Genomic DNA, 24453 nt, shown 5'->3' with positions numbered 1-24453 from the left:
CGTCGGTGAGACCGGCCGGTACCGGTGCGCTGGTCGAACCGGGCTCGCCGCCGGGTTCGCCGAGGCCACCGGCCGGTCCGCCGAGTGCGCCGCCGTCGCCGCTGCCGCTGAGCGGGCCGCCGGCACCACCCTGGCCCGGCGTCGGGAGGCCGGTGTCGGGCCCGTCGGGTCCGCCGGTCACACCGGAGTCGTTCGTCGCTGCGTTCGTGTCGTTCAGGCCCATGCTGCTGCGATCCTCCATCCGCGACCCTCGAGTTCCTCGACGAGTCGCTGTTCCTGCTCGGGCAGGACCGACACCTCGACGATGCCGATCTGCGCGCCCGGTGAGTGCTCGAGGCGCATGTCCTCGAGGTTGATGCCGATCTCCCCGATGAACGTCAGGAGCGCGGCGATCTGCCCGGGGGTGTCGTCGACGAGGACGACCACCTGGGCGAAGCGCTTGGTGGTGCCGTGCTTGCCGGGCAGCCGTTCGACACCGCGGTTGCCGGCGGCGATCGTCTCGGCCAGGGTCCGCGGTGCCCCGGCGGCGGCGGGGTCGTCCAGCGCCCCGATCACGCCGCTCAGCTCGTCGCGCAGGTCGGCCAGGACCCGCCGGACGTTGGCCGCGTTCGCACCGATGATCTGCACCCACAGGCCGGGGTCGCTCGCGGCGACACGGGTGACGTCGCGGACACCACCTCCGGCGAGACCGAGGGACCCGTCCGGGGCGTCACGCAGCCGCGAGGCCATCAACGTCGACACGAGCTGCGGCACGTGCGAGACGTAGGCCACGGCCAGGTCGTGCGACGCCGGGTCCATCGGCACGACGGTCGCGCCGACGTCGAGCGCGAGGTCTTCGACCACGGCGGCGCGCTGGTAGCTGATGGCGTCGTGTCCGGCGATCACCCACGGGCTGCCGACGAACAGGTCGGCGCGGGCGGCGCTCGGTCCGCTGCGTTCACGACCGGCCATCGGGTGCGACCCGATGTACCGGGTGACCTCGGCGCCGGCTGCCACCAGCTCGGCCAACGGTCCGGCCTTGACGCTCGCGACGTCGGTCACGATGGCGTCCGGGTACGCGGACAGTTCGCGGGCGACGACGGTCGCCACGACGTCCGGCGGGACCGCCACCACCACGAGTTCCGGCTGGTCACCGGGTTCGGGCCGCCGGCCGGCGCCGTAGTCGACGGCGAGCGCCAACGCGCCGGGTGAGACGTCGTCGAGGACGACGTCGACCCCCTTCTCGCGCAGCGCCAGACCGATCGAGGTGCCGAGGAGCCCGGTGCCGACGACCCGCACCGGGCCGCGCACGCGGCGGTCGATGTCGGGTGGGGTCAGGTCGGTCACCGGGCAAGCCTACCGACCGACACCCGGGCGTCGGTCGACGCCCGGGTGTCGGTCACGGCCCGAGGGGCCGGGCGCGGTCAGTCCGCGGTCTCGTCGTCCCAGTCGTCGTCGTCGCCCTGGTCGAGGGCGACGTCGCGGTCGTCACGAGCGGAGGGCTTCGCGTCACGGACGGTGCCGAGCAGCTTGCCGACCTCGACCGTGCCCAGCTCGCGCATCTTGCCCGGCGGCAGGCTGCCGAGGTGCAGCGGCCCGAACGAGCGGCGGACGAGTTCGAGGACCGGGTGGTCGACGGCCTCGAGCATGCGACGGACGATCCGGTTGCGGCCGGAGTGCAGCGTGATCTCGACGAGCGACTCACCCCGCGAGGACTCCAGCAACCGCACCTTGTCGGCCTTGATCGGACCGTCCTCGAGCTCGACGCCCTCGGTCAGACGCTGGACCACGGCGGGGTTCACGTTGCCGTGCACCTTCGCGATGTAGGTCTTCTGCACGCCGAACGACGGGTGCGCGAGCACGTGCGCCAGGTCGCCGTCGTTCGTCAGGACGAGCAGCCCGGAGGTCTCGGTGTCCAGGCGCCCCACGTTGAACAGGCGCTCCTCGTAGCGGTCCACGAACTCGGTCAGGTCGCGGCGACCGCGCTCGTCCTGCAGGCTCGAGACGACACCGGTCGGCTTGTTCAGCACGATGTACCGCCGCGAGGAGTCGATCTGCACCGGCACGCCGTCGACCGAGATCGCGTCCGTCGCGGGGTCGACACGACGCCCGAGGGCGTCCACCACCTGGCCGTTGACCGTCACGCGGCCCTCGACGATCAGGTTCTCCGCGACGCGGCGAGATGCCACGCCCGCAGCGGCGATCACCTTCTGCAGGCGCTCCCCCTCTGCCTGGAGGCCCGGCTCGGCCCCGGCAGGCGCCGACCCGTCCGCCGCGTCCCAGTCCTCGATGATCGGGCGTTCGGGCGTGCCCTCCACCGGAGCACCGTGGCTGTCGCGCTCACCGCTCGGCTTCGGCGTGGTGCGGTTGGCGGCGCTGTTGCCGCCCTTGCCGGGGCGGTCGCTGTTGCGGACGCTCGTCGTGCCGCCGACGTAGCGGCGGCCGTTGTGCCAGACGCGGCTCTGCTGGCCGTCGGGGCCGCGGCGGTCCTCGCGGCTGTCGCGGTTGTCGCGAGGTGCCGAGCTGCGGTCGTCGCGGCCGCGGTAGCCACCACGGTCGTCACGCGGCGCGGCGCTGCGGTCGTCGCGGCCGCGGTAGCCACCACGGTCGTCACGGTTGTCGCGGGGTGCCGAGCTGCGGTCGTCGCGACCCCGGTACCCGCCACGGTCGTCACGCGGAGCCGAGTTCCCGCGGTAGCCACCACGGTCGTCGCGCGGAGCCGAGTTCCCGCGGTAGCCACCACGGTCGTCGCGCGGGGCCGAGCTGCGGTCATCGCGCCCGCGGTAGCCACCACGGTCGTCGCGCGGAGCCGAACTGCGGTCATCGCGCCCCCGGTACCCACCGCGGTCGTCGCGCGGAGCCGAGTTGCCCCGGTAGCCACCACGGTCGTCACGCGGGGCCGAGCTGCGGTCGTCGCGACCCCGGTAGCCACCGCGATCGTCACGCGGAGCCGAGTTCCCGCGGTAGCCACCACGGTCATCACGCGGAGCCGAGCTGCGGTCATCGCGCCCGCGGTAGCCACCACGGTCATCGCGCGGCGCGGAGTTCCCGCGGTAGCCGCCACGGTCGCCGCCGCCGGCACGGTCGTCACGGCCGCGGTACCCACCGCGGTCGTCACGCGGAGCCGAGTTCCCCCGGTACCCGCCACGGTCGTCGCGCGGCGCCGAGCTGCGGTCGTCACGGCCGCGGTACCCACCACGGTCATCACGCGGCGCGGAGCTACGGTCATCGCGACCCCGGTAGCCACCACGGTCGCCACCACGGTCGTCGCGCGGCGGGTAGCCGCCACGACGGTCGTCGTCACGCGGCGGACGTGCGCCCCCGCGGTCGTCGCGACCGTACCCGCCGGAGCGGCCACCGGCACTGGAGCCGGCCCCGCCGCGGCCGGGAGCCGAACGCCCGGGGCGATCCGGGCCTCCTGAGCGTCCGTTGCGGTCGTCTCGGTCTCGGGGCGCGCCGCGCCCCCGGTCGTCAAACCCGGCCATCGGGGATCCCTTCGTTCTGCCCGAAGCCGTCCGCACCGTCGTCCAGGAGGGGCGAGATGAGCGGCAGCTCGTCGAGCGAGTTGATGCCGAGCTGCTGCAGGAGCAGATCGGACGTGACGTAGTTGATGGCGCCGGTCTCGGAGTCGGTGAACGACTCCTCGATGAGACCGCGCGCGACCAGCGTTCGGACGACGCCGTCGACGTTGACGGCGCGGATCGACGCGATCTGGGATCGCGTGATCGGTTGCTTGTAGGCGACGACCGCGAGGGTCTCGAGTGCGGCCTGCGACAGGCGCGAGGGACGCTCGGCCTCGACGAACTGCTCGACGACGGCGTCCAGGTCCTGGCGGACGTAGAAGCGCCAGCCGCCGCCGACCTCGCGGAGTTCGAACCCGCGGCGGGTGGTGCCGTCGACGCCGTCGAAGTCCGCGACGAGGCGTTCGACGGCCTGGCGGACGGCGGGGACGGGGGCGTTCACGGCGGCGCCGAGCGCGACGAGCGACTGGGGCTCGTCCGCGATCATCAGGATCGCCTCGAGCTGGCGGTCGATCGGGATCGCCGGGTGCGCCTGCGGGGCGCGGTCGTGCTCGTGCTCGTGCTCGTGCTCGGCGCGCGCGTGCATCTCGTGCTCGATCGCGCGGGCGTCGGCCATCTCGTCGGCGCCGCCGGGTTCGGCGCTGGACGTGTCGTGCACGTCATCCGTCATAGTCGGCTCCCAGGTTGGCGAGGCTCTCGTCGGACCAGTCCTCGGCGGTCCATCGGAGCGTGAGTTCCCCGAGCGGCTCGAGTTGTTCGAACGAGATCGATGCGTTCCGGTACAGCTCCAGGATCGCGAGGAAGCGAGCCACCACGATACCCGTCTGGTCGACGCCCGCGACCAGTTCGCGGAACGAGACCCCCTCGCCGTCGCGTGTCCGCAGGATCGAGACGACGATCGCGGCCTGTTCGCGGATGCTGATGAGCGGCGCGTGCAGGTGGTCGAGTCCGACCGTCGGGATCTCCCGCGGGGCGAACGCCAGCGCTGCCAGTGCGGCGAAGTCCTGTACCGAGAGCGTCCACACGAGCTCGGGCGTGCGGGCGCGGAACCGCTCCTCGAGCCGGACGCTCCGGACGTGCCGACGCGACTCCACACCCCAGCGTTCGCCGAACCAGTCGGCGGCCTGCTTGAACGCCCGGTACTGCAGCAGCCGCGCGAACAGCAGGTCGCGGGCTTCGAGCAGGGCGACGTCCTCGGCGTCGACGAGCTCACCCTGCGGCAGCAGCCCGACGATCTTCAGGTCGAGCAGGGTGGCGGCGACGACGAGGAACTCGCTCGCCTCGTCGAGTTCGTCCGCCGACTCGGCCTGACGCACGTACTGGATGAACTCCCCCGTGACCGCGCCGAGCGAGACCTCGGTGATGTCGAGCTCGTGCTTCGTGATGAGCGACAGCAGGAGGTCGAACGGGCCGTCGAAGTTGGTGAGTCGGACCCGGAACCCCGACTCAGGCGACGGCGCCACGCTGGACGAGCTCTCGTGCGAGCTGCCGGTAGGCGTGGGCGGCGGCGTGGTCCGGCGCCGTCTGGGTGATCGGTCGAGCGGAGACCGTGGCGTCCGGGAACTTCACGGTGCGCCCGATGACGGTGTCGAGGACCCGGTCGTCGAACGTGTCGACGACGCGCTCCATGACCTCGCGCGAGTGCAGGGTGCGCGAGTCGTACATGGTGGGCAGGATGCCGTCGAGCGTCAGCGCCGGGTTGAGGCGGTCGCGCACCTTGTCGATCGTCTCGATGAGCAGGGCGACACCGCGCAGGGCGAAGAACTCGCACTCGAGCGGAATGAGCACCCCGTGCGCCGCGGTCAGGGCGTTGACGGTGAGCAGGCCGAGCGACGGCTGGCAGTCGACCAGGATCACGTCGTAGTCGTTCGCGACCTTGCGCAGCACGCTCGCCAGGATCTGCTCGCGGGCGACCTCGTTGACCAGGTGCACCTCGGCCGCGGACAGGTCGATGTTCGCCGGGATCACGTCGAGCCCCGGAGTGTTCGTCGGCTGGATGACCTGGATCGGGTCCTTCACGGCGCCCATCAGCAGGTCGTAGACGGTGTGGATGTCGTGCGTGCGGACACCGAGGCCCGCGGAGAGCGCACCCTGCGGGTCGAAGTCGACGGCCAGGACCTTGCGGCCGTACTCCGCCAGCGCTGCACCGAGGTTGATCGCCGTGGTGGTCTTGCCGACGCCGCCCTTCTGGTTGCAGAGCGCGATGATGCGCGCGGGGCCGGTGCTGTCGAGTTCCTCGGGCACGGGGAACTCCCGGACAGGACGACCCGTCGGACCGATGGAGGTCGCGCCGGTGGGGTTGGTCGTCGGGTTCGTGCTCACCCGGCCATCGTACCGGCGACGTCGGCCGGCCCGGGGCCGCACCGCCGCGCGCGGCCGGGTCTGCGTTGCTCGTGGCCGGGTGCGTGGCCGACGCGGTCGCCGCTCAGGCTGCCCGCAGGGCCACGCGCATGCTGTCGACGCGCTCGGCGATGACGGCGTCCGTCGACCACCGCTGCTGCAGGCGTCCGACGAGCTCGCCGACCTGCTCGCGGTCGAGCCCCGGGTGCAACGCCAGTCCGACGGTCAGCTCCGGGCCGGCGAAGCGTCCGACCGGGTCACCGGGGGTCAGTTCGACACGGGCGACGCTGCGCTCCCCCACGACCGAGTCGGCGAACGCCTGGGCGACCTCGGGGTCCTCGAAGCACGGGGTCCACGGCAGGTCCTGACCGAGCGCCCACACCGCGGGACGGCGCAGCACGAACTCGGTCGCCGACTTCGGGTCGAGCACGACGAGCTGCGTCTCCTCGCTCGCCGCGGCCATCGCCACCCGGCGTGACTCCACGGGCACGGGCCGGGCATCGGCGTCCCAGACGTGCATTGCTTCGACCGAGGTGAACGCGGGCATCACGCTCCGCCCGTCCGGCCCGGCGACCGTCACGATCGAGAGCTCCTGGGTCTTGTCCACGAGCTTGCCGGCGTCGGTCTCGCCGAGGTCGCCCGCCTCGGCGATGAGCGGGATGAGCAGCCGGGCGGTGCGCAGTGCATGAACGACTGCCGCCTGCGATGCACCGGCGGCCACGCCTGCGATCGCCGCGGTCAGCGCCGGGTCGGCCAGACCGTCGTCGTCGGCGAAGGCGGTGTCGTGGTGGTCGAACGTGCGGCCTTCCCACGTGAAGCCGGCCGAGTCCGCCGCGCCACCCGGGGTGTGCGCGTCGTCGGGACCGGTTGCCGCGTCCGCACCGGTTGCCGCTTCGGGGCCGGTTCCGCGCCCGTTCGAAATTCCCGCCACGCCGCTACTCCGAGGCGATGTCGAGTGCGGCCGGCAGCGTGAACGCCCCGGAATACAGCGCCTTGCCGATGATCGCGCCCTCGAGCCCGAACGGCACGAGCTCGCGCAGCGCCCGCAGGTCGTCGAGCGTCGAGATCCCGCCAGAGGCCACGACGGGCTGGTCGGTCCGGTCGCACACCTGGCGCAGCAGCTCGACGTTCGGGCCCTGCAGCGTGCCGTCCTTCGTGACGTCGGTGACGACGTACCGGGCGCACCCCGCGGCCTCGAGCCGGTCGAGGACCTCCCACAGGTCGCCGGCGTCCTCGGTCCAGCCACGGCTGGCGAGGGTCGTGCCACGCACGTCGAGCCCGACGGCGATCTGCTCGCCGTACTCGCCGATCACCCGAGCGGCCCAGTCCGGGTTCTCGAGCGCCGCCGTGCCGAGGTTGACCCGGGCAGCGCCGGTGGCCAGCGCGGCTTCGAGCGAGGCGTCGTCGCGGATGCCACCCGACAGCTCGACCGAGACGCCGTCGACCTCGCGGATCGCGTGCGCGATGACCTTGCGGTTGTCGCCCCGACCGAAGGCCGCGTCGAGGTCCACCAGGTGGATCCACTCCGCGCCCTGGTCACGCCAGGTGCGCGCGGCGGCGACGGGGTCGCCGTAGCCGGTCTCGCTCCCCGCCTCGCCCTGGGTCAGCCGGACGGCCTGGCCGTCGACGACGTCGACGGCAGGCAGCAGGACGAGGGGCGAGGTGTCGGTGAGGTCGGTCATGGTCCTGTCAGTTTCGTCACGGTGGAGGAGGTGCGGTGGAGAAGGTGCGGGGTACGGCCTGGAGGCCCGTGGCGCGTCCGGCGGCGCCGTCGCGCCCGTCGCGGGCCGGGTTCAGAGCGAGCGCACCCAGTTGGTCAGCAGGCGGATGCCCGGCTCGCCGGACTTCTCGGGGTGGAACTGGGTCGCGGTGAGCGGCCCGTTCTCGACCGCGGCGATGAACCGCTGCCCGTGTTCGGCCCACGTCAGGCCGGGAGCACGGAACGGCCCGTAGGCGTCGAGCGGGAAGTCGGTCACGCCGTACGAGTGCACGAAGTAGAACCGCTCGTCGTGCAGTCCGTCGAACAGCACGGAGTTCTCTGGTGCCTGGACGGTGTTCCAGCCCATGTGCGGCAGGACCTCGGCCTGGAGCTGCTCGACGGTGCCGGGCCACTGCCCGAGCCCCTCGACGTCGGCTCCGCGCTCGATGCCGCGGGAGAACAGCACCTGCATGCCGACGCAGATGCCGAGCACAGGACGACCGCCGGCCAGACGGTGGTCCACGATCTCGCCGCCCTGGACGCCCTCGAGCTGGTCGATGACCGCAGCGAACGCCCCGACCCCGGGTACGAGCAGGCCGTCGGCACGGAGCGCCGCCTGCTTGTCGGAGGTCAGCGTGACCTCGGCTCCGGCCCGCTCGAGTGCCTTGGCGGCGGAGTGGACGTTGCCCGACCCGTAGTCGAGGACGACGACGTTCGGCTTCGCGGTCACAGTGCGCCCTTGGTGGAGGGGATGCCGTCGACGCGCGGGTCGAGCTCGACCGCCTTGCGCATCGCACGCGCGAACGCCTTGAACTCGGCTTCGGCGATGTGGTGCGGGTCGCGGCCACCGAGCACACGGACGTGCACGGTGATACCCGCGTTGAACGTGATCGCCTCGAACACGTGGCGGATCATCGACCCGGTGAAGTGACCGCCGATGCGGTGGAACTCGAACCCCTCGGGCTCACCCGAGTGCACGAGGAACGGACGCCCGGAGACGTCGACGACCGCCTGGGCCAGCGCTTCGTCGAGGGGCACGAGGGCGTCGCCGTAGCGGCCGATGCCGGAGCGGTCGCCGAGGGCCTGCTTGAGCGCCTGTCCGAGCACGATGCCGGTGTCCTCGACCGTGTGGTGCACGTCGATGTCGATGTCACCGGTCGAGCGCACGCGCAGGTCGATGAGCGAGTGCTTGCTGAACGCGGTCAGCATGTGGTCGAAGAACGGCACGCTCGTCGAGATGTCGGACGAGCCGGTGCCGTCGAGGTCGAGCTCGAGTTCGACACTCGATTCGCTCGTGCTGCGGCTGATCGAGGCGGTACGGGCGGTCATGCCCCAACCCTAACCGGCGGCTGCTCGGCGGCGACCTGCCGCATGGCGTCGAGGAAGGCGGTGGTCTCCTCTTCCGTGCCGGCACTCACGCGCAGGTGGTTCGGGATGCCGAGGTCGCGCACGATGACGTCCCGCTCGAGCAGCGACTCGAACGCAGCGTGCGGGTCGGCGACCCCACCGAACAAGACGAAGTTCGACCAGGTCTCGTACGTCCGGTAGCCCATGGCCTGCAGCTCGGTCACCATCCGGTCGCGCTGCTGCTTGATGTCGTCGACCATCGCCAGCATCTCGGGCGCGTGGCGCAGTGCGGCGACGGCGGCCGCCTGCGTCAGGACGGACAGGTGGTACGGCAGTCGGACGAGGCGGACGGCGTCGATCACGGCGGGGTGTGCCGCCATGTAGCCGACCCGCGCACCGGCGAACGCGAAGGCCTTGCTCATGGTCCGGGAGACCACGAGCCGCTCGCGCCCAGGCAGCAGCGTCAGGGCGCTCGGCACGTCGGCCGGCATGAACTCGGCGTAGGCCTCGTCCACCATCACGATGCCGTCGGTCGCGGCGTACGCGGCCTCGATCGTCTCGATCGGCAGCGGTGTGCCCGTGGGGTTGTTCGGCCCGCACAGGAACACGATGTCCGGTCGGTGCTGCTCGATCGCCGCCACGACGGTCTCGGGTGAGATGCGGAACTCGTCGTCGCGCTCCGCCGGGATCCAGGTGGTGCCGGTGCCGGAGGCCAGGATCGAGTGCATCGAGTAGGTGGGCGGGAACCCGAGGACGGAACGCCCCGGGCCACCGAAGGCCTGCAACAGCTGCTGGAGGACCTCGTTCGAGCCGTTCGCCGCCCACAGCTGTTCTGCCGACAGGCCGTGGCCGAGGTACCCCGCCAGCGACTCGCGGAGCTCCGTGAACTCGCGGTCCGGGTAGCGGTTCACTGTCGCGAGCGCCTGTCGGATCGAGGCGACGATGTCGTCCGCCACGTCGTCCGGCACCGGATGCGTGTTCTCGTTGACGTTCAGCTGGACGCGGACGTGCTTCTGCGGAGCGCCGTAGGGGCTCTGACCGCGGAGGTCGTCTCGGATCGGGAGGTCTTCCAGCGTGAATGCCACCGATCCATCGTAGGCCGCTGTGGCCACCGGACGACCAGCCGTCCGGACGGGACTGCCTTTGACCACTCGCCGCGGCTACTTGCCGGAGGTGTACTTCGTCGGGATGGCGATCTGCTCGCCGGCCTGCAGCCCGGAGCCGTCGAGGGCGTTGAGGCTGATGACGTCCTGCACGAAGTCGCGCGGGTCGGCGTTCGGCGCGGTGTCCTCGGCCAGCTGCCAGAGCGTCTCGCCCGGCTGGATCGTGACCGTGTCGAACTGCGTCCGGGCGCCACCAGCGGCGGCGTCACCGGCGGACGCCTGGCCGCCGTTGAGGACGAAGAAGGCGACGACGATGAGGAGGGGGAGCGCGGCGAGCGTCGTGAAGACGATGCGGCCGCGGCGCGTCAGGCGCAGGCGGACGCGCACGGCGGGGGCCGCGGTGCGCTGGATGTCAGCGATGGCGATGGTGCTCATGTCGTTCTTGCCTTCCCGTTCGGGTGAACCGAAGTCGTGTACCGAACATAGTTTCGAATCAGACGACGCACAAGTCCTGGAAGAGGATTTCTGCGGGGTTTTCTTGCGACACGCTCGAACAGGTGTTTGTCCGGGGTTGACCGGTCGGATACTGTTTCGATCGACTGGGACAAGTCAAACGGGGACCACCGACATTCCCGCCACGGCCGCTCAGCACCGACGAAAGCGAGACGACGTGGTGGACGAACTGCGGGGCCAGAAGCCGCTGACCGCGAAGCAGCAGACGATCCTCGACGCCATCCGCGCGTCCATCGCCTCTCGGGGCTACCCGCCGAGCATGCGCGAGATCGGCGACGCAGCCGGGCTCTCCTCGCTGTCGAGCGTGTCCCACCAGCTCGGCCAGCTCGAGCTCGGCGGCTGGATCCGCCGCGACCCGAACCGTCCCCGTGCCCTCGAGGTCCTGGTCGACGAGCCCACGCCGGACGTCACCGGACCCGACGTCGACGCCACCACGCTCGTGCCGCTGGTCGGCCGCATCGCCGCCGGTGTCCCGATCACGGCGGAGCAGCACGTCGACGAGATCGTCCCGCTCCCCCGGCAGCTCGTCGGCTCGGGCGACCTCTTCATGCTCAAGGTCGTCGGCGAGTCGATGATCGACGCCGCGATCTGTGACGGCGACTGGGTGGTCGTCCGTGCCCAGCAGACCGCCGAGAACGGTGACATCGTCGCCGCGATGCTCGACGAAGAGGCGACCGTCAAGGTCTTCCGCCAGCGCGACGGCCACACGTGGCTGCTCCCCCGCAACACCGCGTTCGAGCCGATCCTCGGCGACGCGGCGTCGGTACTCGGCAAGGTCGTCGCAGTCCTCCGCTCCCTCTGACCCGCCCCGGGCACAACCACAATCGGCTCGAACCACGAGATCTCGTGGTTCGAGCCGATTTGGGTTGTGCGGCGCTGAACGGAACCGCGGCCGGAGTGAACCCGCGCGACGGACGCGGGGCGGGCCTCCCGGCCGTCAGTCGGTACCGGCCGTCAGGACGTGACGGGGGCCACCACGTACGGATCGAGCTCCGCGACCTGGCGCTGGAAGACGCGCACGCGCAGGCGGGTGCCGTCCTCGACGTAGTCGACGGAGTCGACCGCGCCCGCGTCGTGCAGCGTGGAGACGAGGTCCCCCCGGTCGTAGGGCACGACCACCGTGAGCTCGACGTCGGGCTCCGGCAGGCGCTCCTCGATGGTGCGGAGCAGCTCCGGGATGCCCTCGCCGGTCCGGGCCGACACGAAGACGGCGTCCGACGCGAGCCCGATCAGGACGAGGCGCTGTGCGTCGTCGACCAGGTCGGCCTTGTTGAACACGACGATCTCGGGGATGTCGTGCGCGCCGACGTCGCCGATGACCTCGCGCACGGTCGCGAGCTGCGCCCCGGGGTCGGGGTGCGAGCCGTCGACCACGTGCACGATGACGTCGGCCTCGCCGACCTCCTCGAGGGTGGAGCGGAACGCCTCGACCAGCTGGTGCGGCAGGTTCCGGACGAAGCCGACCGTGTCCACGAACGTGAACTCGCGGCCCTTGGTGCTCTCGGTCCGGCGGACCGTGGCGTCCAGCGTCGCGAACAGCTGGTTCTGCACCAGCACGCCGGCGCTCGTCAGGCGGTTCAGGAGCGAGGACTTGCCCGCGTTCGTGTAGCCGGCGATCGCGACGCTCGGCACCTCGTTGCGGTGACGGTCGGCACGCTTCGCCTCGCGCGCGGGACGGAACCCGGCGATCTGGCGGCGGAGCTTCGACATGCGGGTGTGGATGCGACGTCGGTCGAGCTCGATCTTCGTCTCACCGGGACCACGCGAACCCATGCCCGCACCGCCGGAGACCTGACCACCGGCCTGCCGGGACATCGAGTCACCCCAGCCGCGCAGTCGGGGCAGCAGGTACTGGAGCTGCGCGAGCTCGACCTGGGCCTTGCCCTCTCGGGTCTTCGCGTGCTGGCTGAAGATGTCGAGGATCACGGCCGTGCGGTCGATGACCTTGACCTTCACGACGTCCTCGAGCGCGCGGCGCTGCGACGGGGCGAGCTCGGTGTCCGCGATCACCGTGTCGGCGCCGGTGGCCTTGACGACCATCGCGAGCTCTTCTGCCTTGCCCTTGCCGAGGTAGGTCGCCGGGTCGGGGTTCGGTCGACGCTGGAGGAGCCCGTCGAGGACCACCGCACCGGCGGTCTCGGCCAGGGCGGACAGCTCCCGCAGGGAGTTCTCGGCGTCCTGCGCGTCACCGTGCGGGTACACGCCGATCAGGACGACCTGCTCGAGCCGCAGCTGGCGGTACTCGACCTCGGTGACGTCCTCGAGCTCGGTGGAGAGGCCGGCGACGCGGCGCAGGGCCGCCCGGTCCTCACGGTCGTACTGGTCGCCGTCGCCGTCCCACCCGTGCTCATCGACCGAGCGGGTCTGGATCGCCTGGGCGGGGGCGAAGATGGACGATGCTGCGCGGCGGTCGGCGTTGCGCAACACCCGTTCGACGACACCGTCTGCGCTGTCGTCGTTGGTCTGGTCGTTCTGCTGATGGGTATCCGTCATCCTGTCCACAGGGTACCTCCGGCGGGCCTCGGACACACCGGGTTCCCGCTACGGTTCATCCATGGCGAACGACCACTACTTCTCCGCGAACCCGTCATCGGACACCCGCGAACGCCAGATCGACGTCACCCTCGCCGGCCGGTCGCTCACGCTGACCACGGCCGCAGGGGTCTTCAGCCCGGACGGCCTCGACCGCGGCACCCGCGTGCTGCTCGGTTCCGTCCCGCCGCCCGCGCACGACGGCGCGCTGCTCGACGTCGGCTGCGGCTGGGGCCCGATCGCGATCACGATGGCGCTGCACTCCCCCGACGCGTCGGTGTGGGGCGTCGACGTCAACGAACGGGTGCTCGGGCTCGCGCGGACCAACGCCGAGGCCGCCGGTGCGTCGAACGTCACCATCGCCCTGCCCGACGACGTCCCGGACGACCTGCGGTTCCGGACGATCTGGTCGAACCCGCCGATCCGCGTCGGCAAGGACGAACTCCACGAGATCCTGCTGACGTGGCTGCCCCGGCTCGAGGTCGAGGGCGACGCCTGGCTCGTGGTGTCGAAGGACCTCGGGGGCGACTCGTTGCAGAAGTGGCTCGTCGGTGCGCTCGGGGCAGGGTTCCACGTCGCGCGGGCGTCCACCGACAAGGGGTTCCGCGTCATCCGGGTGCGCCGGACGGCGTAGGCGGGCGCGCGGCGCCGGGCGCCGCCCGCCCGCGCCGCCCGGCCGGGCCGCGCCGGGCCGCGCCGGGCGCGCGCTGCGCGCCCGCGCCACTTCGTGAGCAGAAATGGTCGAGTCGCCGCAGCGCACCCGACCACTTCTGCTCACGAAGCGAAGCGCGCCGCGCGGCCCCGCCCCGCACGCCGCGGCCCCCGCGCCCCGCGTCAGACCGTCAGGTCGCCGGAGAACACCAGCTCGGCGGGCCCGGACAGCGACACGTGCTCGCCGTCCTCCGCCGCGAACATCCGCACCGTCACGACGCCACCGGGAACCCGCACGCGCCAGGTGTCCGGCGCACCGGAGCCCACCCAGTACCGCGTCGCCAGGGCCGCAGCCACCGCACCGGTGCCGCACGACAGCGTCTCGCCGCTGCCCCGCTCGTGCACCCGCATCGTGATCTCGCCGACGCCGTCGTTGATCAGGGGGTCGCCGGGCAGCACGAACTCGACGTTGGCACCGTGTTCGGGCGCCGGGTCGAGCACGGGCAGGAAGGTCAGGTCGAGGTCGGCGAGTTCGTCCTCGGTCGCGACTGCGACGACGACGTGCGGGTTGCCGACGTCGATGCCGATGCCGGGCCGGGCACCGTCGAGGTTCTTGGCGCGCACCATGACGTCGTCCGAGCCGCCGTCCTCGATGCCCAGCCCCCACCGGCCGAGGTCGGCAGCGAAGCCGTTGGTGGTCCGCTGGATGTCGACCAGGCCCTTGCGGCTGCCGACGGTCAGGGTCTCACCGGGTGCGAGCTCGACCAGGCCGGACTCGGTCAGGTACCGCGCGAACACCCGGATCCCGTTGCCGCACATCTCGGCGACCGTCCCGTCGGCGTTGTGGTAGTCCATGAACCACGTCGCCGCGGGTTCGACGGCCACCAGGGCGCGACCTTCGGGGATCGCCTCGGACCGCACCGCACGGATCACGCCGTCGCCGCCCACGCCGAAGCGTCGGTCCGCGATCGCGCGGATCCGCTCGGGGGTCAGGTCGACGGTGGCGTCGGGGTCGGCGAACAGGACGAAGTCGTTGCCGGTCCCCTGGCCCTTGGTGAAGTGCAGCTCGGTCACGGGACGATCCTACGGGCCAGTTCCGACAGGTCCCCGCGGTCGGCCCCGGTGACGTCGAGGGTCTCGGCGTCGGCGTAGCGGCGGCACCACGACACCTGCCGTCGGGCGTACTTGCGCGTCGCGATCCCGGTCGCCTCGACCGCGGCCTCGATCGTGGAGGTCCCCCGCAGCACGTCGAGCGCCTGCGAGTACCCGATCGCGGCCCGCGCGGTCTTCCCTTGCTCGATGCCCTGCTCGCGCAGAGCCGCGACCTCGTCGACGAGTCCGGCGGCGAACATCCCCGCTGCACGCGCGTGCAGCGCCGCGACGAGCTGCTCACGGTCCCGTCGCAGGTGCAGGATCCGGGACGGTCGCCAGGCGCGGGGCGCTGACGGGAGGCTCGGGGTCACGACCTCGGACCGGCTCGCGATCTCGAGTGCCCGGATCAACCGCCGTGGGTTGCGTGCATCGATCGTCGCTGCGGCCGCCGGGTCCATGCCGCGGAGCCGCTCGAGCAGGATGCCCGGACCGAGCTCGTCGTGCTCGCGCTCGAGCTGCGCGCGGAGTTCCGGGTCGGTGCCGGGGAACGCCAGGTCGAACAGGACGGAGGACACGTAGAGACCGCTGCCGCCGACGAGCACGGCGACGCCGCCGTCCGCCTGGATCCGGTCCACGTCGGCTCGGGCAGCCACCTGGTACGCGGCGACGCTCGCCTCGTCGGTGACGTCGAGCACGTCGAGTTCGTGGTGCGGGATGCCGTGCCGTTCGTCGAACGACAGCTTGGCGGTGCCGATGTCCATGCCCCGGTACAGCTGCATGGCGTCCGCGTTGACGATCTCGGCGTTCCGGCCGGCGGCGCGGAGGCGTTCGGCGATCGCGATCCCGAGGTCGGACTTGCCCGTCCCGGTCGCCCCGACGACGGCGATCAGATCAGCGTCGGAGGCATCGGGCCCGCGGTGCTGGGCCGGGTCGCGCTCGGGGCCGTCCCCGACGGGGGCGTCAGCGCCCGACACGGAGCGTGGGCAGCCCGAGCGACACCGGGCGCGGACCGTCGCCGGGCGCCGCCGGGGTCGGCACGCCGCAGCTCTCGGCCTCGGCGCGGTCCCAGGCGTCGCCCGCTCGGGTGCGTCGGATGCGCAGTGGAGCGTCGTCGTCGGCGATCAGGAAGTGCGGGGCCGCTCGGGTGATCTCGACCGTCACGACGTCGCCGGGTCGCGGGACAGCGGAGCCCTCCGGCACGGCGAAGTGCACGAGCCGCGAGTCCTCGGCGCGTCCGGACAACCGGCGGGTGGCGTCGTCCTTGCGCCCCTCGCCCGTCGCGACGAGGACCTCGACGCTCCGGCCGACCTGCGCGGCGTTCTCTTCCGCGGTGATGCGTTCCTGCAGCGCGACGAGCCGCTCGTACCGATCCTGCACGACGTGCTTCGGCAGCTGGTCGTCCATCGTCGCTGCCGGGGTGCCGGGACGGATCGAGTACTGGAACGTGAAGGCGCTGGCGAACCGTGCCTGCTCGACGACGCGGAGGGTGTCCGCGAAGTCCTCTTCCGTCTCGCCGGGGAACCCGACGATGATGTCGGTCGAGATCGCCGCGTTCGGGATCTTGGCGCGCACGCGGTCGAGGATGCCGAGGAACCGCTCGCTCCGGTAGCTCCGCCGCATGGCCTTGAGGACCCGGTCGGACCCGGACTGCAACGGCATGTGCAGCTGCGGCATGACGTTCGGGGTCTCGGCCATGGCGTCGATGACGTCGTCGGTGAAGGCTGCCGGGTGCGGGCTCGTGAAGCGGATGCGCTCGAGGCCGTCGATGGCGCCGGCCGCGCGCAGCAGCTTGCCGAACGCCTGACGGTCGCCGAACTCGACCCCGTACGAGTTCACGTTCTGCCCGAGCAGCGTGACCTCGATCGCACCGTCGTCGACGAGCGCCTGGATCTCGGCGAGGACGTCACCCGGGCGGCGGTCCTTCTCCTTGCCGCGGAGCGACGGGACGATGCAGAACGTGCACGTGTTGTTGCACCCGACCGAGATCGACACCCAACCGCTGTGGGTCGAGTCACGCTTGGTCGGCAGCGTCGACGGGAACACGTCGAGCGCTTCGAGAATCTCGATCTGCGCCTCGTCGTTGTGCCGCGCACGTTCGAGCAGCGTCGGCAACGAGCCCATGTTGTGCGTGCCGAAGACCACGTCCACCCACGGCGCCTTCTCGAGGATGACGTTCTTGTCCTTCTGCGCGAGGCACCCACCGACGGCGATCTGCATGCCCGGGTGGTCGCGCTTGATGCCCGCGAGCTGCCCGAGGTTGCCGTACAGACGGTTGTCCGCGTTCTCGCGCACCGCACAGGTGTTGATCACGACGACGTCGGCCTGCTCGCCGTCGGCCGCCGTGTAGCCCGCTGCCTGCAGCGACCCGCTCAGCCGCTCGGAGTCGTGGACGTTCATCTGGCACCCGTAGGTGCGGACTTCGTAGGTGCGCTGGCGCGCTGCGACGGTGGCCATGGTCGTCCCAGTGTAGGTCGGGGCGACTACTCGAAGCGCACGGTCCCGCGGCCCGTCGGAGGGCGGCGTCCGCCGCCGTCGAGGGCCCGCTGGACGGCGATCCGAACCACGCCCGAGCCGTAGCCCTTGCGCATCAGGAACCCCGACAACCGACGCTCGGCGGTCGCACGGTCGAGCCCACGCATCTGCGGCGCACGCTTGTCGGCGAGCTCCTGGGCGCGGATGAACTCGTCGTCCTCGTCATCGGCGGCTTCGTCGAGCGCGGTGTCGATCGCGATCTGGTCGATGCCACGACGACGCAGCTCGGTGACCACGCCCTGCCGCCCCAGACCCTTGCGGGCGTGCAGGCGGTCCACCAGGTCGGTGGCGAGGGCGACGTCGTCGAGCAGCCCGACGCGGGTCAGGCGTTCGATCTCGTGCTCGACCACGTCGGGGTCGAGGTCCTGCTGGGTGAGCAGTGTCCGCATCTCGGACTCGCTCACGCCCTTGCGGCCGAGCGCCCGCATGCTGAACCGCTCGGCGTCGGCGCGTTGCTCGTCCAGGGGACGCGGAGCATCCGCAGGGTCGAGTTCTTCGCCACCGGCGATCGAGAAGACCGACGCCGTCGTGGCGTCCGCCCCGTCGTCGTCGTAGCCGTCCTGCTCGGCCCGCGCGGTCCGGCCAGAACCGTCGCCGATGACCGGCGAGACCCAGTCGGCCTGTGCACGCGGCCCGCGGATTGGCAGCGGGACGGGGGTGTCCGCATCGTCCTCGAGCACGGGCTCCGGAATGCCGGGCACCGTCTGCTCGGGTTCAGGGGTGGGCTCCGCAGCTGCCGGGGCCCGGCGACGGGACCTCGCACCGAACAGGTCGGTGACCGGTGCGAGGCCGTCGTCGTCGTGGTCGGTGCTCACGCGCCCTTGCGCTCCGCGAGCTTCGGCGCGATCGACTCGACCGGAGCCTCTTCCGCCTTGGCGCCACCGACGCCGAGCTTGGCGAGGATCTTGCCCTCGATCTCAGCCGCGGTGTCGGGGTTCTGGATCAGGAAGGAACGCGAGTTCTCCTTGCCCTGCCCGAGCTGGTCGCCGTCGTAGGTGTACCAGGCACCCGACTTCTTGACGATGCCGTGGTCGACACCGAAGTCGAGCAGCGAGCCTTCGCGCGAGATGCCGACGCCGTACAGGATGTCGAACTCGGCCTGCTTGAAGGGCGGCGCCATCTTGTTCTTGACGACCTTGACACGCGTGCGGTTGCCCACCGCGTCGGTGCCGCTCTTGAGCGTCTCGATGCGACGGATGTCGAGGCGGACGGACGCGTAGAACTTCAGCGCCTTACCGCCCGAGGTGGTCTCCGGGGAACCGAAGAACACACCGATCTTCTCGCGCAGCTGGTTGATGAAGATCATCGTGGTCTGCGTCTGGTTCAGCCCACCGGCGAGCTTGCGCAGCGCCTGGGACATGAGGCGGGCCTGCAGACCGACGTGGGAGTCACCCATCTCGCCCTCGATCTCGGCGCGCGGCACCAGTGCTGCGACCGAGTCGATCACGATGAGGTCGATCGAGCCGGAGCGGACGAGCATGTCCGCGATCTCGAGCGCCTGCTCGGCGGTGTCCGGCTGCGACACGAGCAGGGCGTCGATGTCGACACCGAGCTTCTTGGCGTACTCCGGGTCGAGCGCGTGCTCGGCGTCGATGAAGGCCGCGATGCCACCGGCGCGCTGGGCGTTGGCGATGGCGTGGATGGTGAGGGTCGTCTTGCCCGAGGACTCTGGGCCGTAGATCTCGACGATGCGGCCGCGGGGCAGTCCCCCGATGCCGAGCGCGACGTCGAGCGCCACCGACCCGGTCTGGATGACGTTGACGGGGGCGCGTTCGTCCGAACCGAGGCGCATGATCGCACCCTTGCCGAACTGCCTGTCGATCTGTGCGAGTGCGGTCTCGAGGGCCTTTTCGCGGTCTGCCGGTGATGGCATGGGGTGCTCCTTCGTGCTCGTGTTCGGCCGCCTGTAGGCTGTCGCGTCCACGCCGGCCGGTGGTGCAAGGCCGATGGTTCTGCGACAAGGCTTCGGGCTGTTCCCGATGTCCATCAACCTATGGCTGGCCACCGACATCACTGCCGACGGTCACGCGATCTGTGGATGGAACACCCGGGCGACGCCGCTGTGGAGGAACGTACCACCGATCGAACACCCGTTCGAGCAACACGCCGAACACAGTTTCGGGTGATGACGGCGGCGCGACGGAGCGCGGACGCCTCAGTTCTGCGGCTCGGCCAACCCCTTGCCGTGCCGCCGGTCGAGCGGGACGTCCTGCGAGTCGCAGAGGGCGTCCCACACCCGACGGGCGTCGATGCCGGCGGCGAGGGCGTCCACGGCCGAGCGGCCACCGAGTTCCTCGAGCACGACGTCACGGCTGACCACGGACCCGTAGGCCTCGCCGAACACCTGGTCGACGGCACGCCAGAACTCACTCACCCGCATCCGACAAGCCTAAAGCGTCCCAGAACGCAGAACGCCCCCGCCGGGAGGTTCCGGCGGGGGCGTTCGGTGCGAGGCGCTCAGCGCACCGCGAGGTCGTTGTCGAACTCGGCGACGAGGTCGTCCGGGAGCGTGTCGGGGACGGGAGTGAGTCCCTCGACGATCGCGAGGCGGTCGCCCACCTCGCGCATGATCGTGGAGATGGGGGTGTCCAGCGCATCCGCGACGGACGCGAGGATCTCCGAGCTGGCCTCTTTCTGACCACGCTCGACCTCACTGAGGTACCCGAGAGCCACACTGGCCTTGGACGCGACCTGACGGAGGGTCCGGCCCTTCTGCAAGCGGAAGTCCCGAAGCACATCGCCGATTTCCTGACGAACGAGAACCATGAGAACTCCTCCTCTCTGTCGTCTCCGCGCCCGCCCGATCCGGAGGATCGAGTTCGGGTTCAGCAACTTTAGCGTTGCCGGTTGAAGCATGCTAACCAGGCTGGCTGCCGTCCTGCTGGAGATTGCGTGAGATGTAACCCAGTGGAAACGGGACCTATTCCCGGCCCCGGACCACGGACGACATCCGTGTCAGGAGTTCGGAGACGGACGCCGTGCGGATTGCACCGCGGTCCCCGTCGAGGTGGAGTTCCCAGGCAGTGGCGCCGTCCGCCGACGCGATGCCGACGTAGACGGTGCCGACCGGCTTGCCGTCCTGCGGGTCCGGCCCGGCGACACCGGTCGTGCTGATCCCCCACGTCGCCGGCTCACCATCGACGGACAGCGCGATGCGGACACCGGCCGCCATCTGCCGCGCGACCTCGGGATCGACGGCCCCGTTGGCCGCCAGCAACGCCGACGACACCCCGAGCACGGTGTGCTTGACGGGCGTCGCGTAGGCCACGACTCCCCCGCGCACCACGGCGCTCGCCCCCGGAACACCGACGAGCGTCGACACCACCAACCCGCCGGTGAGCGACTCCGCCACGGCGACGGTCTCACCGCGACGCGTCAGGTCGGCGACCAGGTGCTGCGCGATCGCGTCGACCGTGTCGGCAGGGCCGGGAGGCACGGCGCCGGTCGCGTCGTCGGCCTGCGTCACGCGGTGGTCCGGTTGTGCTTCCACGCCTGGTACAGGTAGTCGATGCCGCTGAGCACGGTCGCCAGGAAGGCGGCGCTCATCAGCACCACGTTCACCCAGTGCGCCCAGTCACCGACGAGCTCCCACCACGGGAAGAGTGCCGACGTCAGGGCGACGGCCTGCAGCACGGTCTTGATCTTGCCGCCACGACTGGCCGGGATCACCCGGTCCGACAGCACCGCGAAGCGGAACACCGTGATGCCGATCTCGCGCACCATGATGAGCACCGTCACGTACCAGGGCAGCTCGAGCAGGATCGACAGGGCGACGAGCGCGCCGCCGATCAGGACCTTGTCGGCGATCGGGTCGACGAGCTTGCCGAAATCGGTGACCAGGTTCTGCCGCCGGGCGATGATGCCGTCGGCGCTGTCGGTCACGATCGCGACGACGAAGACGATCGCCGCCCAGATGCGCAGCGGGCCGTCGTCGCCGGCGTCGGTGAGGAGCAGCACGAAGAACAGCGGCGCCATGAGGATGCGCACCACGGTGATGATGTTCGCGACGTTCGCCGTCGATGCCGGGCCGGGACCCTTGCGGAGCAGTCGCCCGCGCCAGGGGAACTTCGCGCCGTGTGTCGTGGCGCCGTCCGTCGTCTCCGTGCCGTCCGAGGCGGTCATCGCCTTCACTCCCTGCCCGTCAGTCCCCACGCGTCCTCATCGGGCTCGTCGTGCACTTCATCGTACCCGCGGGTCATGTCGCCCACGGGGTCGCCACCGTAGCGGTCGCCGTCGTCACCCGGGCCGGGCACGGGGGCCACGGGCGCCGGAGCAGCCGGCGGCTCCTCGCCGCGGAGCTTCGCGAGCACCGCGGGCAGCTGGTCGGTGGTGACGAGCACGTCGCGGGCCTTCGACCCCTCGGACGGCCCGACGATGTCGCGGGACTCCATCAGGTCCATCAGGCGACCGGCCTTGGCGAAGCCGACCCGGAGCTTGCGCTGCAGCATCGAGGTCGAGCCGAACTGCGTCGAGACGACCTGTTCGACCGCCGCGAGCAGCAGTTCGAGGTCGTCGCCGATGTCGGCGTCGATCTCCTTGCGCTCGACCACGGCCTGGACGTCCTGGCGGTACTCGGGCTGGGCCTGGCGGGTGACGTGCTGGACGACCTCGGCGACCTCGCCCTCCTGCACCCAAGCGCCCTGCACGCGCAGGGACTTCGACGATCCCATCGGCAGGAAGAGCGCGTCGCCCTGACCGATGAGCTTGTCCGCGCCGGGCTGGTCGAGGATGACACGGGAGTCCGTGACGCTCGTCACCGCGAAGGCGATGCGGGACGGCACGTTCGCCTTGATCAGGCCGGTGATGACGTCCACCGACGGGCGCTGCGTCGCGAGCACCAGGTGGATGCCGGCGGCACGGGCGAGCTGGGTGATGCGGACGATGGACTCCTCGACGTCGCGCGGGGCGACGAGCATGAGGTCCGCGAGCTCGTCGACGACGACGAGCAGGTACGGGTACGGCTTGAGCTTCCGCTCGCTGCCCGCGGGCAGGACGATCTCGTTGTTCTCGATCGCCTTGTTGAAGTCGTCGACGTGGCGGAACCCGAACGACGCCAGGTCGTCGTACCGCATGTCCATCTCCTTCACGACCCACTGCAGCGCTTCGGCCGCCTTCTTCGGGTTCGTGATGATGGGCGTGATGAGGTGCGGGACACCCGCGTAGATCGAGAGCTCGACGCGCTTCGGGTCGACCAGGACCATGCGGACCTCGGACGGCTTCGCCCGCATGAGCAGCGACGTGATCATCGAGTTGATGAAGACCGACTTGCCGGAACCGGTCGAACCGGCGACGAGCAGGTGCGGCATCTTCGCCAGGTTCGCGACGACGAAGCCGCCCTCGACGTCCTTGCCGACGCCGATCGTCATCGGGTGCTTCGACTTCCGCGCCGCGTTCGAGCGCAGCACGTCGCCGAGGGACACGATCTCGCGGTCGGAGTTCGGGATCTCGACGCCGATGGCGCTCTTGCCCGGGATCGGCGAGAGGATCCGGACCTCGTTGGAGGCCACCGCGTACGACAGGTTCTTCGACAGCGCCGTGACGCGCTCGACCTTGACGCCCGGTCCGAGCTCGATCTCGTAGCGGGTGACCGTCGGGCCGCGGGAGAACCCGGTGACCTTCGCGTCGACCTTGAACTCCGTCAGCACGCCGGTGATGGCGGCGACGATGTCGTCGTTCGCCTGGCTGCGGGCGACCGAGGGGGTGCCGGAGCTCAGGGTGGTGGCGGCCGGCAGGCGGTACGGCTTCGACGGGTCGTCGTCGGTCGCCGCCGCGGAGAGTTCCTCGGGCTCGTCGACGACGGGGTCCTCGACGAGGGGTGCCGCGACCACGTCGGGCACCGCGGGGCGGATCGCCGCGGTCGGCTCCGGACGCGCGGGGACGTCGGTGCCGAAATCCCGCAGGGCCTGCTCGGCGACCTGCAGGTCCTGTTCGACGGAGTCGTTGAGGTTGACCGACGCGGGTTCGGCCGGTGTCAGGTCCACGAGACCGGCCGCAGCGCCCGCGTTGGGGTTGACCACCGGGGCAGCGGGTGCAGCCGCCGCGGCGGGCGGGGCCGTCGGTGCGACACCGGTGGCCGGGGGCAGGACGGGGCTGTCGTACGCCGGGTCCTCTTCGCGCCCGGACTTGTTCCGCCGCCACCACGGCACGTTGTCGCCGCCGGCGTCACCGTCGGCAGCGGCCTGCTCCTCGCCGAAGCCGAGGTCGTCGAACAGCTGGAAGTCGGTGTCGCCCTTCTTGCCGCGCTTGGTCGTCTTGGTGCGGGTGGCGGGTGCCGCTGCTGCCGCTTCGACCTCGGGCTCGGCGGCCGGGGCCGGCGCTCCGAACAGGTACGCGTACAGCTCGTGCAGCCGACGCCCGACCTTGTTCGGCGGCGTCTTGGTGATGATGAAGAGGGAGAGCACGAGCAGCACGATCGCCACCGGGACCGCGACCCAGGCGGTCGCGATCGTGACGAGCCAGCCGATCACGACCCAGCCGAGCACCCCGCCGGCCGCAGCCAGGGCGGGCATGCCGTCCGCTGCGCTCGGCTGCCCGCCGAAGACGTGGCAGAGCGAGGCGATCGCGACGAGCAGGATCCCGAGGCCGATGCCGATCCGGGTGTTGTCGTGCACCGAGGCCGGGTGCCGGAACAGCCATCCGGCGAAGACGATCATGATCACCGGCAGGGCGAACGCCAACCGACCGAACAGCCCGCCGAACGTGTACGCGTCGAGTGCGACCGACACGCCGTTCGTCGGGTTGAGCCACTCGACGACCGCACCGGCGATGGCCAGCACGAACAGCAGGAACGGGAACCCGTCACGCCGCTGGTCCTTCTCGAGGGACTCCTTGCCGAGCAGTCGGAACATCGCGCCGACGCCGTGCGCCATCGCGAGCCAGAACGTCACGAGCGGGTTCTGCTCGCGGAACACCGGTGTCGGTGCCGCCTGCGGCAGCTTCTTCGTCGTTGCCTGGGTGCGCGACGAACCGCGCGTCCCGTTCCCACGGGACGACGTGGACGCGCGCGAGCGCGTGGTCGACTTGGTGCCTCCGGCCATGGGCAGAACCCTAATCCCCACTCAGGACAAACCAAGGGAGGCCCGCCGCAGCATCCGTGACGGACGCTGGACGGGCCTCCCGGTCGACCGCGATGAACGCGACTGAC

Annotated in this window: 24 protein-coding genes; 2 read left to right on the top strand and 22 right to left on the bottom strand. The window is 71.1% G+C overall.

Annotated elements, in window-relative coordinates; translation table 11 throughout:
- Positions 1-213: 213 nt before the first annotated feature.
- The 11 genes from EDF48_RS05705 to EDF48_RS05655 form a co-directional block, all read right to left on the bottom strand.
- Entirely contained in the window at positions 214-1326 is a 1113-nt protein-coding gene (locus EDF48_RS05705) for a prephenate dehydrogenase (RefSeq protein WP_131878651.1), read from the bottom strand.
- 77 nt (positions 1327-1403) lie between these two features.
- On the bottom strand, positions 1404-2195 hold the full coding sequence (locus EDF48_RS19360; protein WP_243698047.1) for a pseudouridine synthase: 792 nt from the start codon (positions 2193-2195) through the stop codon (positions 1404-1406).
- Between the two features lie 1255 nt (positions 2196-3450).
- The gene (gene scpB, locus EDF48_RS05695; RefSeq protein WP_243698041.1) at positions 3451-4170 is read right to left on the bottom strand and encodes an SMC-Scp complex subunit ScpB; all 720 of its coding nucleotides are present in this window, start codon (positions 4168-4170) and stop codon (positions 3451-3453) included.
- A complete protein-coding gene (locus EDF48_RS05690) occupies positions 4160-4963 on the bottom strand; it encodes a ScpA family protein (RefSeq protein ID WP_111084610.1) in 804 nt (267 codons plus the stop codon). The genes scpB and EDF48_RS05690 overlap by 11 nt, the downstream gene beginning before the upstream one ends.
- Complete coding sequence (locus EDF48_RS05685; protein ID WP_111084609.1) at positions 4947-5822, bottom strand: ParA family protein; 876 nt, start codon at positions 5820-5822, stop codon at positions 4947-4949. Before EDF48_RS05685 ends, EDF48_RS05690 begins: the two co-directional genes overlap by 17 nt.
- Positions 5823-5925: 103 nt before the next feature.
- The gene (locus tag EDF48_RS05680; RefSeq protein ID WP_131878649.1) at positions 5926-6771 is read right to left on the bottom strand and encodes an SseB family protein; all 846 of its coding nucleotides are present in this window, start codon (positions 6769-6771) and stop codon (positions 5926-5928) included.
- A gap of 4 nt (positions 6772-6775) precedes the next feature.
- Positions 6776-7522: a bifunctional 1-(5-phosphoribosyl)-5-((5-phosphoribosylamino)methylideneamino)imidazole-4-carboxamide isomerase/phosphoribosylanthranilate isomerase PriA gene (gene priA, locus EDF48_RS05675; protein ID WP_111084607.1), complete on the bottom strand. Its 747-nt coding sequence runs from the start codon at positions 7520-7522 to the stop codon at positions 6776-6778.
- A gap of 111 nt (positions 7523-7633) precedes the next feature.
- Complete coding sequence (gene hisH, locus EDF48_RS05670) at positions 7634-8269, bottom strand: imidazole glycerol phosphate synthase subunit HisH (protein ID WP_123341022.1); 636 nt, start codon at positions 8267-8269, stop codon at positions 7634-7636.
- A complete protein-coding gene (gene hisB, locus EDF48_RS05665; RefSeq protein WP_131878647.1) occupies positions 8266-8868 on the bottom strand; it encodes an imidazoleglycerol-phosphate dehydratase HisB in 603 nt (200 codons plus the stop codon). The genes hisH and hisB overlap by 4 nt, the downstream gene beginning before the upstream one ends.
- Positions 8865-9971: a histidinol-phosphate transaminase gene (locus EDF48_RS05660; protein ID WP_131878645.1), complete on the bottom strand. Its 1107-nt coding sequence runs from the start codon at positions 9969-9971 to the stop codon at positions 8865-8867. The genes hisB and EDF48_RS05660 overlap by 4 nt, the downstream gene beginning before the upstream one ends.
- Before the next feature lie 75 nt (positions 9972-10046).
- Positions 10047-10424, bottom strand: coding sequence for a LysM peptidoglycan-binding domain-containing protein (locus EDF48_RS05655; RefSeq protein WP_131878643.1), 378 nt, complete (start codon positions 10422-10424; stop codon positions 10047-10049).
- Between the two features lie 235 nt (positions 10425-10659).
- On the opposite strand from EDF48_RS05655, the gene lexA reads away from it, so the two are divergent.
- Complete coding sequence (gene lexA, locus EDF48_RS05650) at positions 10660-11304, top strand: transcriptional repressor LexA (protein WP_123293903.1); 645 nt, start codon at positions 10660-10662, stop codon at positions 11302-11304.
- 152 nt (positions 11305-11456) lie between these two features.
- On the opposite strand, the gene hflX is transcribed toward lexA, so the two are convergent.
- On the bottom strand, positions 11457-12995 hold the full coding sequence (gene hflX / locus EDF48_RS05645; protein ID WP_131878641.1) for a GTPase HflX: 1539 nt from the start codon (positions 12993-12995) through the stop codon (positions 11457-11459).
- Positions 12996-13056: 61 nt separating this feature from the next.
- Here hflX and EDF48_RS05640 point away from each other — a divergent pair, with 61 nt between their 5' ends.
- Positions 13057-13668, top strand: a complete 612-nt coding sequence (locus EDF48_RS05640) for a methyltransferase (protein WP_123341026.1) — start codon at positions 13057-13059, stop codon at positions 13666-13668.
- A gap of 200 nt (positions 13669-13868) precedes the next feature.
- Here the strand turns inward: EDF48_RS05640 and dapF are convergent, their stop codons facing one another.
- The 10 genes from dapF to EDF48_RS05590 form a co-directional block, all read right to left on the bottom strand.
- Positions 13869-14759 carry a diaminopimelate epimerase gene (gene dapF, locus EDF48_RS05635; protein WP_111084599.1) on the bottom strand — a complete coding sequence of 297 codons (891 nt, stop codon included), beginning with the start codon at positions 14757-14759 and terminating at the stop codon, positions 13869-13871.
- Positions 14756-15751, bottom strand: coding sequence for a tRNA (adenosine(37)-N6)-dimethylallyltransferase MiaA (miaA, locus tag EDF48_RS05630; RefSeq protein WP_347812845.1), 996 nt, complete (start codon positions 15749-15751; stop codon positions 14756-14758). The genes dapF and miaA overlap by 4 nt, the downstream gene beginning before the upstream one ends.
- Complete coding sequence (miaB, locus tag EDF48_RS05625) at positions 15738-17231, bottom strand: tRNA (N6-isopentenyl adenosine(37)-C2)-methylthiotransferase MiaB (protein WP_131878639.1); 1494 nt, start codon at positions 17229-17231, stop codon at positions 15738-15740. Before miaB ends, miaA begins: the two co-directional genes overlap by 14 nt.
- 26 nt (positions 17232-17257) lie before the next feature.
- A complete protein-coding gene (locus EDF48_RS05620; RefSeq protein WP_131878637.1) occupies positions 17258-18124 on the bottom strand; it encodes a regulatory protein RecX in 867 nt (288 codons plus the stop codon).
- On the bottom strand, positions 18121-19182 hold the full coding sequence (gene recA, locus EDF48_RS05615; protein ID WP_111084595.1) for a recombinase RecA: 1062 nt from the start codon (positions 19180-19182) through the stop codon (positions 18121-18123). Before recA ends, EDF48_RS05620 begins: the two co-directional genes overlap by 4 nt.
- A 282-nt stretch (positions 19183-19464) precedes the next feature.
- On the bottom strand, positions 19465-19689 hold the full coding sequence (locus EDF48_RS05610; protein WP_123293908.1) for a DUF3046 domain-containing protein: 225 nt from the start codon (positions 19687-19689) through the stop codon (positions 19465-19467).
- A gap of 77 nt (positions 19690-19766) precedes the next feature.
- The gene (locus EDF48_RS05605; RefSeq protein WP_027464765.1) at positions 19767-20075 is read right to left on the bottom strand and encodes a helix-turn-helix transcriptional regulator; all 309 of its coding nucleotides are present in this window, start codon (positions 20073-20075) and stop codon (positions 19767-19769) included.
- A gap of 154 nt (positions 20076-20229) precedes the next feature.
- Complete coding sequence (locus EDF48_RS05600; RefSeq protein WP_123939007.1) at positions 20230-20712, bottom strand: CinA family protein; 483 nt, start codon at positions 20710-20712, stop codon at positions 20230-20232.
- A gap of 59 nt (positions 20713-20771) precedes the next feature.
- Positions 20772-21440: a CDP-diacylglycerol--glycerol-3-phosphate 3-phosphatidyltransferase gene (pgsA, locus tag EDF48_RS05595; RefSeq protein WP_131878721.1), complete on the bottom strand. Its 669-nt coding sequence runs from the start codon at positions 21438-21440 to the stop codon at positions 20772-20774.
- Positions 21437-24346, bottom strand: a complete 2910-nt coding sequence (locus EDF48_RS05590) for a DNA translocase FtsK (RefSeq protein ID WP_131878634.1) — start codon at positions 24344-24346, stop codon at positions 21437-21439. The genes pgsA and EDF48_RS05590 overlap by 4 nt, the downstream gene beginning before the upstream one ends.
- Positions 24347-24453: the final 107 nt, after the last annotated feature.

Origin of the sequence: Curtobacterium sp. PhB191 (assembly GCF_004346515.1) — a bacterium.
GTDB lineage: Bacteria > Actinomycetota > Actinomycetes > Actinomycetales > Microbacteriaceae > Curtobacterium.
This window is presented reverse-complemented; position numbering and strand designations above follow the sequence as displayed.

Bases quoted from the DNA above. Each gene is read 5' to 3' on its own strand.
- scpB (WP_243698041.1), bottom strand. From the start codon at position 4,170: ATGACGGATGACGTGCACGACACGTCCAGCGCCGAACCCGGCGGCGCC.
- EDF48_RS05605 (WP_027464765.1), bottom strand. From the start codon at position 20,075: ATGGTTCTCGTTCGTCAGGAAATCGGCGATGTGCTTCGGGACTTCCGC.
- priA (WP_111084607.1), bottom strand. From the start codon at position 7,522: ATGACCGACCTCACCGACACCTCGCCCCTCGTCCTGCTGCCTGCCGTC.
- EDF48_RS05640 (WP_123341026.1), top strand. From the start codon at position 13,057: ATGGCGAACGACCACTACTTCTCCGCGAACCCGTCATCGGACACCCGC.
- hisB (WP_131878647.1), bottom strand. From the start codon at position 8,868: ATGACCGCCCGTACCGCCTCGATCAGCCGCAGCACGAGCGAATCGAGT.
- hflX (WP_131878641.1), bottom strand. From the start codon at position 12,995: ATGACGGATACCCATCAGCAGAACGACCAGACCAACGACGACAGCGCA.
- EDF48_RS05610 (WP_123293908.1), bottom strand. From the start codon at position 19,689: ATGCGGGTGAGTGAGTTCTGGCGTGCCGTCGACCAGGTGTTCGGCGAG.
- recA (WP_111084595.1), bottom strand. From the start codon at position 19,182: ATGCCATCACCGGCAGACCGCGAAAAGGCCCTCGAGACCGCACTCGCA.
- EDF48_RS05655 (WP_131878643.1), bottom strand. From the start codon at position 10,424: ATGAGCACCATCGCCATCGCTGACATCCAGCGCACCGCGGCCCCCGCC.
- EDF48_RS05590 (WP_131878634.1), bottom strand. From the start codon at position 24,346: ATGGCCGGAGGCACCAAGTCGACCACGCGCTCGCGCGCGTCCACGTCG.
- miaB (WP_131878639.1), bottom strand. From the start codon at position 17,231: ATGGCCACCGTCGCAGCGCGCCAGCGCACCTACGAAGTCCGCACCTAC.